Source organism: Geminocystis sp. (genome assembly GCF_041753295.1).
GTDB lineage: Bacteria > Cyanobacteriota > Cyanobacteriia > Cyanobacteriales > Cyanobacteriaceae > Geminocystis.
In genome coordinates, this window is the sequence record NZ_JBGSUU010000036.1 from 118,147 (window position 1) to 130,890 (window position 12,744).

Consider the following 12,744-nt stretch of genomic DNA (forward strand, 5'->3'; position numbering starts at 1 on the left):
GTAAAGTTATTACTAAATCTAGTTTTTATACTAAAATTATCAAATAATTATTTTCAACTAAAGTAAAATAAAAATGAATTATTGGCATCCTTCGGTAAAAGAATATTTAGAAAATAAAGACTATGAAAAAGTGATTAACTTTTATGAAAACTTAGTGGAAAATAATCCTAATGAAATTAGTAATTACTGGTATTTAGGATTAGCTTATTTATTGGCTAAAGATACAGATTCTGCTCAAACTACTTGGTTTTTAATTTTTTCTCAGAGCCATGAGAAAGAGGTAGAAAAATGCACTCAAGATTTAATCAATATTTTAGATGAAGAAGCAATTAAACAACTCGAATTAAGTAGATATGAACAAAGTTTATTAATTAGAGAAAATATCAATCAAATTAGTCCTGATAATATTAATAATTTACTACATATTGTTAACTTAGAAATTTTATTAAAAGAATTTAAAACAGAAAATTTAGATAGTTATAATCTAATTTTTTTAGTTAGAAATAGTCAACCTGATACTCTTAATTTATTATTATTATCGACGATTTTACAAGATATTTTGCTTTATCCTCATACATTGAATATTTTATTTGCAGAAGCTATACTTACTTATACTCATGGAAATGCAGAAATAATCAAGAAAATCAGTAATATTGCCACTGTGATGGGTACAGAAAAACAATATACTCTTTATGGTATTCATTTATTGGAAATTTGTAATAACTTTTCTCATCAACAATCTAGTATTTTTATCAATTTATATACTTTTTATAAAATGATAAAAAATTTTGATAAACAAATCCAAATTTGTGAACAATATTACCACCAAGCAGAAAATTTTGTAGATAAACTTTCTAGTTGCAATATATTATTATCTTCTTATCTTACTTTAGCACAATGGAATAAGTTTCTTCCCTTAGCAAAAAAACAAAATGAGTTATATGAAAAAATTGAAAACCATATTCAAGAATTAAGTAATTCTGATATTAGTAAAGATGGTTTTATTATTGGTATTATGAATTTTTTTTATCTAGAGGATAAACCAAAATATAATCGCATTTTAGCTAATAAAATTGCTAATGTTTTTCAAAAAGTAAATAAACCTTTTTATCCTGAATTTAGTTTTGCGTTACCCAAAAACAAAAAAATTTTAAAAATTGGTTATATTAGTAATACTTTTAATAATCATGCGGTGGGATACCTTTCTCGTTGGTTAATTTATCATCACGATTCTTCTCAATTTGATGTTAATTTATATATGACTCAAAATCATCCTGATGATATAACCGAAAAATGGTTTAAGCCTTATGTGTCACAAATTTTTATGGGAGAAAGAAATGTTAAGGCTTTAGTGGAGAAAATCCATAGTGATGAGATTGATATTTTAGTAGATTTAGATAGTTTAACCCTTAATTTAACTTGTGCAGTGATGGCAGTTAAACCAGCACCCATTCAGTTAACATGGTTAGGGTTAGATGCTTCTGGGATTCCTAATATAGATTATTTTATAGCAGATCCTTATGTTTTGCCCGATGATGCACAAGAATATTATTCAGAAAGAATTTGGCGTTTACCTCATACTTATGTTGCAATGGATAATGTGGAAATCGGTAATTCTACTTTAACAAGAGAAAATTTGGATATACCAAGTCAAGGAGTTGTTTTTCTTAACATACAAAACACTGCGAAACTCAATCCTTATTTAGTTGAGTTACAAATGAAAATATTAAGCCAAGTGAAAAATGGTTATCTAATTTTTAATATTAGAAAAGATGAAACAAGGTTAAAACAATATATTTATTCCTTAGGTAATAAGTTTTACGACATAACTGAAAGAGTAAGATTTTTACCTAGTTTTCCTCCTGAAATTTATCGAGCTAATTTGGCGATCGCTGATATAATGTTGGACACTTATCCTTTCAATGGTGCAGTAACAACTTTAGATGGTTTATGGCAAAATATACCACTTATAACCAGAGTAGGACAACAATTTAACGCTCGTCAAGGCTATACTTTTTTAACTAATTTAGGTATAACTGAAGGTATTGCATGGAGTGATGAAGAATATCTAGAATGGGGTGTTAAACTTGGTACTGATGAAAATTTAAGAAAAGAAGTTAGCTGGAAATTACGACAATCCAAGAAAACATCACCCTTATGGAATGGTAAACAATTTACAAGGGAAATGGAGAAAGCCTATCAAAAAATGTGGGATATTTATATTAATGAGAAAAAAATTAAACCATAGTAAATTATTTCTCTCATTAAAAATTGTTAGTTTAATATACTATTTGAGTCCAGATGGAAGAGATAACGGAAGATTAGATGGAAAACCGTTACGATCATTGCGATTATTAGTATTATTAGAATCTAGTAAAATATTCCGAATAAGCCTAGCAGTAGCTTTTTGTGCTAATCCTCCAGCGATTTTTTGCCCTAATTTTTGAGTTTCATTATTTTGAATAATATTAGTAATAATAGGGATTAATTTTAAAGGATCATAACCTTCAGTTTCCTGTAAAATTTGAAGAACATTAGTTATATGTACCATAGAATTATTGTCAATACTTCCTTTACCGTTACCATTATTTAAAGAAGAATTTAAAGGTTTTAAACCAATAGTTTTTCTGAAAGTGCTTGAAATATTAAACCAAGTTTCTTGCCCAAAATTATCCAAAAAATTAATAATTTCATCCGCTAGTGTTTCTCTAATAAAACTACCTCTATCAGAAAAAAGAAAATCTACTCCTTGATTTACCACCTTATCAAAATTATAATCAGGAGAATCTTTGGCATTATTTAACAAATTTTCTAGGCGATTCCAACGAAAACTACCATCTTTAAATAATAAGTCTTTCAATGAATTACGCAACTCTTGAGATTGATCCGTCAGTAATCTTTTTGCAACATAAGGATAGGCTTTACTTAATACTTTGAAATTGGGATCAATATTGATGGCAATACCTTCTAACGTCACCATGGAGCGAATAATTAAGGCATAATAAGCTGGAACTCTAAAAGGAAATTCATACATCATAGCGGACATTTCGTCAGTAATCTTTTTAAAGTTTAATTCCGCTACACTAGCACCTAAAGCATTATTAAAAACGTTAGATAATGCGGGTATGATGGGCGTTAAGTCGGTTTCTGGGGTTAAAAAGTCTAATTTGACATAATCTTGTGCTAAAGACTCAAAATCTCGATTAACTAAATGTACTACCGCTTCAATTAAACCATAACGTTGATAAGGTAAAATAGTACTCATCATGCCAAAATCAAGATAAGCCAATCTTCCATCAGGCATTGCTAATAAGTTGCCTGGGTGTGGATCTGCGTGAAAGAAACCATGTTCTAATAACTGTCTTAAAGAGCATTGTACTCCCACTTCGACTAAATGAGTTGCATCGATGCCTTGAGCTTGAATTTCTTTGATATTTGTGAGTTTTGTGCCGTTAATCCACTCCATAGTTAAGACTCGTCTTCCAGTATATTCCCAATAAATTTTAGGAACATATATTTCTGGTAAATGTCCATATAAATCATCAAATTTCGTGGCATTTTCTCCTTCTTGAAGATAATTCATTTCTTCAAAAATTCTTTCGGCTAATTCATCGGTAATGGCGACTAAATCAGATCTAATTCGTTTAACATTATTTTTAACCCAAGTTGATAAAGTACGCATAATATAAACATCTAAGGTTATACGTCTAACTAAATCAGGGCGTTGCACTTTAATAGCTACTTCTTCCCCTGTTTTTAACCTTCCTCGATAAACTTGTCCTAAAGATGCCGCAGCAATGGGTTGAGGAGAAATTTCTGCATAGATTTCATCGGGAGTTGCACCTAATTCTTCTTCGATAAATTGATAGGCAATATCGTTAGGAAAAGGAGGTAGTTGATCTTGTAACTGTGTTAACTCTTCTAAATAAGCAGGAGAGACTAAATCAGGACGAGTAGATAAAGCCTGACCAATTTTAATATAAGCTGGTCCTAGTTTGGTTAATACTTTTCGCATTTTAATGGCTCTTTTTGTCTCATTTTTAGTAGAATTACCCCAAAAGGAATCCCACCAATTATTAAAGAGAATATCGATAAAGGGAAAAAGAATATTAAATAATCTTGCTAATACTTGAAAAGGGCGTTTTTGATAGTATTTAGTGATAGTTTCAGGATTATAACGCCAAGTGTCGGGAGACACATCACTTACTGGACCTAAATCTTGTTGATGTTTCTCTGGTATTACTATTGGTTCACCATGAACATTGATAATAGTTGTCTTATCGTTATCGATTTCTTTGGGTGTTATGGTTTGAGTCATAAATTTAATACTATCTCACTATCTAAAGCCTAGTTTTGTTAACTATTGTAACAATATCTTCATAATAAAAGGAAATGGGGAGATAGGACATTGGAAGGAAATGGGGAGATAGGAATTTACCTTTGCCCCTTGCCCCTTGCCCCTTGCCCCTTGCCCCTTGCCCCTTGCCCCTTGCCCCTTGCCCTTTGCCCTTTGCCCTTTGCCCTACCTTAATGGGGTGCAAAACTGATGATTAACTATTAACGGGTGTTTCGCCACCTTCTAAACCTAATTCTGTTAACATGGCGTGGTCATCTTCGGGAGATTGCCCTAAAGTAGTAAGATAATTACCGATTAACATGGCATTTATGCCAGACTTTAAACCTTGACGTTGCCATTCTCCTAAAACTGCCTCTCTACCTCCTGCGTAACGTAAAATTTGGGTAGGTAAAATAAATCTAAAAATGGCGATCGCTTTTACTGCTTCAAGGGGAGTTAATTTTTTTTCGTTACCGAGGGGAGTACCTTCTCTGGGATTTAATAAATTAATGGGTACAGACTCCACTTCTAATTCTCTCAGAGACATAGCTAAATCAACTCTATCTGTCCATGTTTCCCCCATACCCATGATCCCCCCCGTACAGGCTTGAATACCAGCTTGTTTAAGGTTTTTAACGGTATTTACTCGATCTTGCCATGTGTGGGTAGTCACTATTTTTTCATAAAAATTAACAGAAGACTCCAAGTTATGATTATAACGAGTAACTCCTGCTTCTTTTAAAGCCTGAGCTTGTTCGAGGGTGACTTCTCCTAAAGCACAACAAGGTTTAAGATTAGTTTGTGCGATAATTTCCTTAACAGTCGTTAAAACTTCTTCAAATTCGTTACTTTTTGGGCTATTATATTTTATACCTCGTCCTTGGGATACTAAACAAAATCTTTTAGCCCCAGCTGCATCAGCCGCCTTAGCATATTCTAAAATTTCCTCCGTAGATTTTAAGCCATAGATAGGGGAATCTTCTCCCTGATGATGGGCTGATTGTGAGCAAAAACTACAGTTTTCTGAACAATTACCAGACTTAATATTAACGATACTGCATAAATCAACAATATTGCCGCAACAACCTTGGCGAATTTTATCGGCATATTCACACAATGATAATATATTTTCTTCTCCTTCAATTTCTGTTAGTCTTAAGGCTTCTTCTCGATTAATTTTATAGCCATTGAGAATTTTATTACTTAATTGTGTTAACCATTGATTTAAAATAATGAAGTTGATTTTTTCTGGTTTATTAATTGTATTTACCACTAATATTTATCCCTTATTTTTAATAACTCTATGAGGGATAATTATATCTGATTGTTTAACTATCAACAAGAAAAAGAAATATTGCAATCTTTTAATAATTGATGAATAATTAGAGGTTAAAAAATAAATCTCTCTAATAGTTGATGGCGGATTGCTAATTAAGCATAATTATTTTTCATAACTTCTATGGGATTATTTTAATATATCTTAGTTATGGGTGAGAAAACTTAAAACTTGAGAAAAGAATAGATAATTAATCTTTAATCTGTAATCATAAATAGAGATCAATTTAATAAATAATCAAATTGTTTCAACTTATTTAGATTGTGATATAATCAGAAGATTTAGATTTATTAATAATTAATAACTTATATAAAAATGTTAGTTAAATTTACTAAAAGTCAGCAACAAATTTTAGATTTACTTGAGCAGTTAGATGAAGAAATTAGCGCCCAAGATTTACATATTAAGTTAAGAAAGAAATATCTAAAAATAGGTTTAGCTACAGTATATCGTACCGTAAAAAATTTACATTTACAAGGCATTATTCAAGAAAGAATAAATCCTAATGGAGAATCTTTATATCGGTTAATTAAAGATAATCATGAACATCATTTCAACTGTGTTAATTGTGGTATATCAACGATATTAAAGGGAGAATATTGCCCTATTAATCAAAATTTAACTAATTGGTGTTCAACTCAAAATTTTAAGTTATATTATCATACTTTAGAATTTTTTGGACTTTGCGAAAATTGTCAAAATAAAGTTTAAAATATTAGATTTATTGTTAAAGATAAAATGATTAATTATGCTTATTACTTTGGGGTAAAGTGCGACTAACTTTTGCTTTTAATAAGATATGATCATTTAAAGCATTTTTTTGAGCGTAACCAATAAAACGAATATAAACTAAGTCATTGGCAATAATGTCATCTTCATCACTGTAATGTATTTCAGGATTAAAAAAAACTTTTTCCCAAGGTTTGCCGATAGATTCAATATTCCATTGTTTCAACAATTTATCTAAGGGTTTAAGTAATGTAATCAGATGATTAGCAGATAAATCAGGCTTTAACTTTATCATTATTTTAGCTGTGGGATAATTAGCTAATAAAGTTTGTAATAAATCAAAAGATTCTTTCTGCCAATTAGTAATTAATTGTGATGGTAAATTTTCTATTTCTTGAGTTAAATTAGCGGTTTTATTTTCTAATATTTTAATTGTATTTTCTAAATTATTACATTGTATTTGAAATTCTTTTTCTCGTTGAAAATATTTATCTTGAGTTAATTCTAATTGATCTCCCGTGATTTGTAACTCTTCTTCTAAGGCGGTAATTTTTTCTTGATTTAAAGTTAATTCGGCTACTTTTTCTTGTAATTTTGCTTCTAATTCTTTAATTTTTTCAATATTATCTTGATTATCTTGAGGTATATTGTGATCAATTAACTTAGATTCAGGTTTTTTCTTTGCCTTGGCTGAAGAATCACTATCCGTCAAAGTAACTAAAAAGCCACTACTAATTAACCAAAGTAAAATTCCCAAAGAAAAGTAACTTGAATCTATCATAATAATTTTGAAGAAATAATTAGAATCCTTATCTATAATAATTATATTTTCTAGTGGAAGATTTATCTTATGAAGATTTTGTATCTATCTTAAGATTTGAAATCAAAATAATCTTTTATAATTATTCTTACAAATTAATAAATATCAAAAATTGCCATTATGACTACAGATCAATTTTTAATGTTAATCGTATTATTAGTACCCGGATTATTACTTTCGATTCTAGTTATGGCTACTTTTGCCAAAGGAGGCTAATAATAAACCGTTAAAAAAGTTCAATACAGTTATAATGAATCTGTATTGGCTATATTTTCTTCTAAGTCTTTTCTTTTTTCCATCTGACAAAGAAAGTAACCCGTCATCATGGCTGAAGCCAATAAATTAGCTAAATTCTGTCTATCGGTGACTATTTGAATATTGAATTCCTCAGAAGGTAAAATTCCCAACAACCCATGTACATTATGGGTAATAATTTCTCTTACTTCGGGAGTTGCTGATTGTGCGATTCTTTCTAGTGTTTCTGGATGTTGTTTTTGTAAATATTCTATCAATGTATTTTTAATCGCCGTTTCTGATTCTTGTGAAAAAAAATTTGAATCAAACACCATTATTATTTTCCTCTATTGGAATTTATATCGTTACTCTTTTTCTATTTAAAATATGATAATCTTTTTTTTACTGAGGTAGTTGGTTAATTTCAAAATATTGATGAAACTTGTCTGTTATTTCAAGCCAATATGATCTGCCTTCTTCTTGACGACGTTTACGGATAAAACCATCATCTACTAATTCGTTAACGTGTTGATAAGCGCTACTTCCACGCACCATAATTAAATCACTTTGTAAAATTGGACTTTTAAGGGCGATGGCGGCTAAAGTTTTAAGAGTACTTGAATTTAACTGCGCTGGGATAAGATGTTCTAACAGAGATTGATAACAACTCCTTAACTGTAAACTGTAACCATTTGGAGCTTCTAATATTTCTAAAGCACTATCACGATAACCATAATCAGACATCAACTCAATTAACGCAGATTGTACTTCATCAGTAGAATGATTAGTTAATAAAACAAGTTCATTAAGTGAGGTAGGTTGTGCTTTTAAATAAAGAATAGCCTCAATTTTAGTAGTCAGATTAGGAGAAAACGATTCTATTTCCATTCTCGAATATGGTTGTTAAACTATCTCAGATTTATCATCTTATAGCACTAACGCCCATATTTAAAGTAAAACTGAGATCTTGCATCAGATCAAAAATACTTAATAAGCAAAAGTCAAAAAATCAATTTTAGTATAGTTTGAGTCAATTTTAATCCCTTTGCCCTTTGCCCTTTGCCCTTTGCCCTAACTTCACCAGTTAATTTTTAACGAGGTGCAAGATCTGAGTAAAAGAATTTAATATGTTATTCTAAAAAATTGACTTAAATAACATTCTTTTTTTTCTATGGATATTTTCTCTTATCTTATCCCATTCTATGAGCCAAAATTAGATCAATGGTCATTAGAAGCGAGATTGTTACGGTGGTTGACTTTTGTTTGGTTATTAATTGGTTTAATCGCACTATTTTCTGCATCCTATGCCGTAGGTTTAGATGAATCTAAGGATGGCTGGTTTTATTTTAAGCGTCAAGGATTTTGGATTATTATCGGACTAATTTGCTTTAAAATTATTACTCAATTACCTTTTAAAATTATTTTAAAGTATGCCCCTTGGTTTTATCTAGCTATTCTCCTCTTAATTATTGGTACTGTAGCAGGTTTGGGGCAAAATATCAACGGTGCAGAAAGATGGATAGCTTTAGGGCCGATTCAAGTTCAACCATCAGAGCTACTAAAACCTTTTTTAGTATTACAAGGAGCAGTTATTTTTGGTAGTTGGAAAAGGCAACCTTGGGTAATAAAAGGTACATGGTTAGGAATTTTTGCTTTTACTTTAGCCTGTATTTTAAAACAACCAAATCTAAGCACAACTGCATTATGTGGTATGACATTATGGTTAATGGCTTTAGGTGCAGGTTTGCCTTACATACAATTACTGGGCACAGCTTTTTTGGGATTAATTACTGCTGCGGCAAGTGTGGCGCTTAATCCTTATCAACTAAAACGAATTATATCATTTTTAGATCCTTGGGCAGATCAAAGAGGAGATGGTTATCAGTTAGTACAAAGTTTACTAGCTATTGGCTCTGGTGGCGAATTTGGGGCTGGTTTTGGAATGTCTCAACAAAAATTGTTTTATTTACCCTTTCAATATACTGACTTCATTTTTGCGGTTTTCGCCGAAGAATTTGGCTTTGTCGGGGTTGTATTATTAATCTTGTTGGTTATGGCTTATGGTACACTTTCTTTCTTGGTAGTTTTAAAATGTTCTCATCCTATTAAACGTCTAATTGCCGTAGGAGTAATGGTGATTTTAGTGGGGCAATCTTTACTTAATATAGGAGTAAATACAGGCTCTTTACCTACAACAGGATTGCCTTTTCCTTTCTTTAGTTACGGTGGTAGTTCTGTTATGAGTAGTTTAATTTTAGCAGGTTTATTAATTAGAGTTGCCATTGAAACTCATCAACAAGAAATTTTATTAATTAATCAAGAATCTTAATAAAATTAAGTTTATTATTTATAATCAAATTTTAACTAAATATGAGTGAAAATAAAAACCTCTCAACTCCGAATCAAGCTATTGAAAATTATATAAAAAGAGTCACAGAATTAAGTCAATTAGGTCAAAAAATTCCTAGTAATGAAGAGTTATTAAAAATTGCTTCAGAATTAGGTATTAGTGATGAAGAAATCATTTATGCACAACGACAATCCCAAGCTCATTTTATTAGAGCTCAAGGGTATTCTAATCTTTGTCATTGGGATGATGCTATTGCAGAATTAGAGGAGGCTTTAGCTTTTAATCCTTTTAATTTACCAATGTTACATTTATTGATTAATTGTTATTTAGGAAGATGGAAAGAAAAACATAATAAACAAGATGAACAACAAATTAATTTTAGAGTAAAACAATGTTTAGAAATTCAACCAAATGATCAAGAATCTTTAGATTTATTAGCAAAATTAGATATTTTTACTCGTAATTATAAATATCAATTTTGGGGTATTACTGGTTTTATTTTAATTCTGATTGGTTCGACTATAGGTTTTCTTTTCCTCAATAATATTTCTCTTAATTTATTCTCTGAAAATGATAAAAAAATACAAGGTGTTAAAGATGAATTAGTCAAGGAAATTGAACAGTTAACAAATAATCAACAAATTTTATATAATCAACTTTCAGAAAAGGTTAATACTCAAGAAAAATTAGAAGAAGATACTCAATTACAAATACAAATATTAAAAAATGAAATTCAAAAATTAACGGAACAAAATCAGCAGTTAACAGAAAAAATTAATAATCAAAATCCTCCCATTCCTGATAGTAAAATATCACCACAACCTAAAGATAATGATAATAAAAATAAATCAGAAAATAAAATATGAAACAAGGATTAGCTTTACATACCACTAGCGGAGAATTAGGAATAGCCATAGTTGATAATCAATTAAATTATCGTTTTCAATCTTGGGATTTAGGTCGAAATTTAGCTAACAATTTACATGAAAAATTAAGGGATTTTTTACCTCCTTTATCTTGGCAAGATTTAGACTTTATTAGTATAGCAAAAGGCCCGGGAAGTTTTACCAGTACAAGAATAGGCATAGTGACAGCAAAAACTTTAGCACAACAGTTAAATATTCCTGTTTATGGTATTTCTACCTTAGAATCTTTAGCATGGTTTTACGGTAAAAAAGGGTTAAATAATCAATTTTTAGCCCTAGAAATGAAACCAAATATTGAAGAAGTTTTTGGTGCTATTTATCAATTTCAATCTACAGAAAAACAGTTATTAAATATCATACCTGATCAACTATTTAAACAAGAAAATTGGCAAAATTTAGTTACCCAATATCAAAATAAATTTAATGATAATTTTAAGCTAATTAATGCTCCTGATAAACTAGCTTTTACCACTGAAACTTTACTAGAAATTACTTTATTAAAATTTCAAAATAATCAAGAAAATATTAATAATAATTGGCAAAATTTAATGCCTTTTTATAATTAATAAGTTTAGATTTTATGCTTTAAATATCATAAATTATTGACTAACAAATAGTTAACAGATTTATTAATTTTCAATTTTCTTTTGTGTTGATTGCCAAATTTTCCATGCTCCGATACATAGAGTAATATTGCCTATTACTGTTGTTAGGGCTTGAATTGTTACTAACCACTCCCATGATTCAGCGTTATCGAATAAATGCCAAGTACAAGCGCACATGGCACTAATTAAGGCAGGTAGCATTCCATAGGCTAACCAATACCAACTGCGATCGCCTGTAACTTCTCCATAACGCCATATAAACCAAATTGCCGCTATCCATTCGATTACACTAGAAACATGAACAATCCAAGTGGGAATTGATAAAGTGTGCATTGATAGTGATTCCGTAAATAATTAATTATTATGTAAATTACTCTACCAAATCTTTGTAGAATAAGAGATTGATAACTTATTAAGTCATAAAAATGTCCAATCAAATTGAACCAAAATTAATTATACATGGTGGTGCTGGTAGTTCTCTTAAAGGTAAAGGTGGATTAGAAAGTGTACGTCAATCTTTACATGAAATTGTAACAGAAGTATATCAATTACTTATAGAGGGTAAAAGTGCCACAGAAGCCGTGATTAGGGGATGTCAGCTATTAGAAGATAATCCACGTTTCAATGCTGGTACAGGTTCTGTATTACAATCTGATGGACAAATAAGAATGAGTGCATCTTTAATGGATGGCGAAAAACAGAGATTTAGCGGTGTAATTAACGTTTCTCGTGTCAAAAACCCTATTAATTTAGCTCAAAACCTTCAAAATCAAGAAGATCGTATTTTGTCTGATTATGGTAGTGCGGAACTATTACGAGAATTAAATTTACCAATATATGATCCTTTGACAGATTTAAGATTACATGAGTGGATTGAAGAAAGAAAAGAAAATTTCACTCGCAAAATGGCAGGAGTGGTAGCGGAAAATAATGATAACGCAAAAAGAGGCACAATCGGGGTTGTTGCCCTTGACAAACAGGGTAGAATTAGTGTTGGTACTTCTACAGGAGGTAAAGGTTTAGAAAGAATTGGTAGGGTAAGTGATTCGGCTATGCCAGCGGGTAATTATGCTAACTCTCAAGCTGGGGTAAGTTGTACGGGTATCGGTGAAGATATTATAGACGAATGTTTAGCTGCAAAAGTGGTAATTCGTGTAACCGATGGTTTATCTTTAGCTGAAGCGATGGAAAAATCTATTCAAGAGGCTTTAACTAATCAACGAGATTTGGGAGCGATCGCTCTTGATTACAATGGTAGTATAGCATGGGGCAAAACTAGCGAAGTATTATTAGCGGCGTATCATAACGGTAAAAATATCGGGGATTGCCTAGAATGGGATGACGATAAATTAATTGGAAATGGGTAAATTATAGGGGTGAATTGGTTTCACCCGTTAAGTATCTTGTG

General features: G+C 30.6%; 12 protein-coding genes. 6 read left to right on the plus strand and 6 right to left on the minus strand.

The features are described from left to right. The first annotated feature begins 73 nt into the window (after window positions 1-73). A complete protein-coding gene (locus tag ACEW8E_RS03275; RefSeq protein WP_373478901.1) occupies window positions 74-2,248 on the plus strand; it encodes an O-linked N-acetylglucosamine transferase, SPINDLY family protein in 2,175 nt (724 codons plus the stop codon). Between the two features lie 39 nt (window positions 2,249-2,287). Here the strand turns inward: ACEW8E_RS03275 and ACEW8E_RS03280 are convergent, their stop codons facing one another. Continuing rightward, a complete protein-coding gene (locus ACEW8E_RS03280) occupies window positions 2,288-4,318 on the minus strand; it encodes an ABC1 kinase family protein (protein ID WP_373478902.1) in 2,031 nt (676 codons plus the stop codon). Between the two features lie 232 nt (window positions 4,319-4,550). Beyond that, a complete protein-coding gene (bioB, locus tag ACEW8E_RS03285; protein WP_373478903.1) occupies window positions 4,551-5,609 on the minus strand; it encodes a biotin synthase BioB in 1,059 nt (352 codons plus the stop codon). A gap of 378 nt (window positions 5,610-5,987) precedes the next feature. Between bioB and ACEW8E_RS03290 the strand changes: the two genes are divergently transcribed. Continuing rightward, entirely contained in the window at window positions 5,988-6,383 is a 396-nt protein-coding gene (locus ACEW8E_RS03290) for a Fur family transcriptional regulator (protein ID WP_373478904.1), read from the plus strand. Between the two features lie 31 nt (window positions 6,384-6,414). Here the strand turns inward: ACEW8E_RS03290 and ACEW8E_RS03295 are convergent, their stop codons facing one another. From ACEW8E_RS03295 to scpB, 3 genes are all read right to left on the minus strand, one after another. Beyond that, complete coding sequence (locus tag ACEW8E_RS03295; protein WP_373478905.1) at window positions 6,415-7,182, minus strand: hypothetical protein; 768 nt, start codon at window positions 7,180-7,182, stop codon at window positions 6,415-6,417. A gap of 284 nt (window positions 7,183-7,466) precedes the next feature. After that, the gene (locus ACEW8E_RS03300) at window positions 7,467-7,790 is read right to left on the minus strand and encodes a DUF760 domain-containing protein (RefSeq protein WP_373478906.1); all 324 of its coding nucleotides are present in this window, start codon (window positions 7,788-7,790) and stop codon (window positions 7,467-7,469) included. A 67-nt stretch (window positions 7,791-7,857) separates the two neighbouring features. Continuing rightward, the gene (scpB, locus tag ACEW8E_RS03305) at window positions 7,858-8,343 is read right to left on the minus strand and encodes an SMC-Scp complex subunit ScpB (protein WP_373478907.1); all 486 of its coding nucleotides are present in this window, start codon (window positions 8,341-8,343) and stop codon (window positions 7,858-7,860) included. Window positions 8,344-8,626: 283 nt separating this feature from the next. On the opposite strand from scpB, the gene ACEW8E_RS03310 reads away from it, so the two are divergent. The 3 genes from ACEW8E_RS03310 to tsaB are packed head-to-tail and all read left to right on the plus strand — an operon-like array spanning window position 8,627 to window position 11,297. After that, window positions 8,627-9,784 carry an FtsW/RodA/SpoVE family cell cycle protein gene (locus tag ACEW8E_RS03310; protein WP_373478908.1) on the plus strand — a complete coding sequence of 386 codons (1,158 nt, stop codon included), beginning with the start codon at window positions 8,627-8,629 and terminating at the stop codon, window positions 9,782-9,784. A 41-nt stretch (window positions 9,785-9,825) separates the two neighbouring features. Next, complete coding sequence (locus ACEW8E_RS03315; protein WP_373478909.1) at window positions 9,826-10,671, plus strand: hypothetical protein; 846 nt, start codon at window positions 9,826-9,828, stop codon at window positions 10,669-10,671. Further along, a complete protein-coding gene (gene tsaB, locus ACEW8E_RS03320; protein WP_373478910.1) occupies window positions 10,668-11,297 on the plus strand; it encodes a tRNA (adenosine(37)-N6)-threonylcarbamoyltransferase complex dimerization subunit type 1 TsaB in 630 nt (209 codons plus the stop codon). Before ACEW8E_RS03315 ends, tsaB begins: the two co-directional genes overlap by 4 nt. 63 nt (window positions 11,298-11,360) lie before the next feature. Here tsaB and ACEW8E_RS03325 read toward each other — a convergent pair whose 3' ends face one another. Beyond that, a complete protein-coding gene (locus ACEW8E_RS03325) occupies window positions 11,361-11,669 on the minus strand; it encodes a DUF2499 domain-containing protein (RefSeq protein WP_373478911.1) in 309 nt (102 codons plus the stop codon). A gap of 92 nt (window positions 11,670-11,761) precedes the next feature. Here ACEW8E_RS03325 and ACEW8E_RS03330 point away from each other — a divergent pair, with 92 nt between their 5' ends. After that, window positions 11,762-12,703 carry an isoaspartyl peptidase/L-asparaginase gene (locus ACEW8E_RS03330; RefSeq protein WP_373478912.1) on the plus strand — a complete coding sequence of 314 codons (942 nt, stop codon included), beginning with the start codon at window positions 11,762-11,764 and terminating at the stop codon, window positions 12,701-12,703. Window positions 12,704-12,744 lie beyond the last annotated feature (41 nt).

Excerpts from the sequence above, each read along its gene's own strand:
- ACEW8E_RS03275 (WP_373478901.1), top strand. The coding sequence starts at position 74 with ATGAATTATTGGCATCCTTCGGTAAAAGAATATTTAGAAAATAAAGAC.
- ACEW8E_RS03280 (WP_373478902.1), bottom strand. The coding sequence starts at position 4,318 with ATGACTCAAACCATAACACCCAAAGAAATCGATAACGATAAGACAACT.
- ACEW8E_RS03290 (WP_373478904.1), top strand. The coding sequence starts at position 5,988 with ATGTTAGTTAAATTTACTAAAAGTCAGCAACAAATTTTAGATTTACTT.
- ACEW8E_RS03295 (WP_373478905.1), bottom strand. The coding sequence starts at position 7,182 with ATGATAGATTCAAGTTACTTTTCTTTGGGAATTTTACTTTGGTTAATT.
- ACEW8E_RS03300 (WP_373478906.1), bottom strand. The coding sequence starts at position 7,790 with ATGGTGTTTGATTCAAATTTTTTTTCACAAGAATCAGAAACGGCGATT.
- scpB (WP_373478907.1), bottom strand. The coding sequence starts at position 8,343 with ATGGAAATAGAATCGTTTTCTCCTAATCTGACTACTAAAATTGAGGCT.
- ACEW8E_RS03310 (WP_373478908.1), top strand. The coding sequence starts at position 8,627 with ATGGATATTTTCTCTTATCTTATCCCATTCTATGAGCCAAAATTAGAT.
- ACEW8E_RS03315 (WP_373478909.1), top strand. The coding sequence starts at position 9,826 with ATGAGTGAAAATAAAAACCTCTCAACTCCGAATCAAGCTATTGAAAAT.
- tsaB (WP_373478910.1), top strand. The coding sequence starts at position 10,668 with ATGAAACAAGGATTAGCTTTACATACCACTAGCGGAGAATTAGGAATA.
- ACEW8E_RS03325 (WP_373478911.1), bottom strand. The coding sequence starts at position 11,669 with ATGCACACTTTATCAATTCCCACTTGGATTGTTCATGTTTCTAGTGTA.
- ACEW8E_RS03330 (WP_373478912.1), top strand. The coding sequence starts at position 11,762 with ATGTCCAATCAAATTGAACCAAAATTAATTATACATGGTGGTGCTGGT.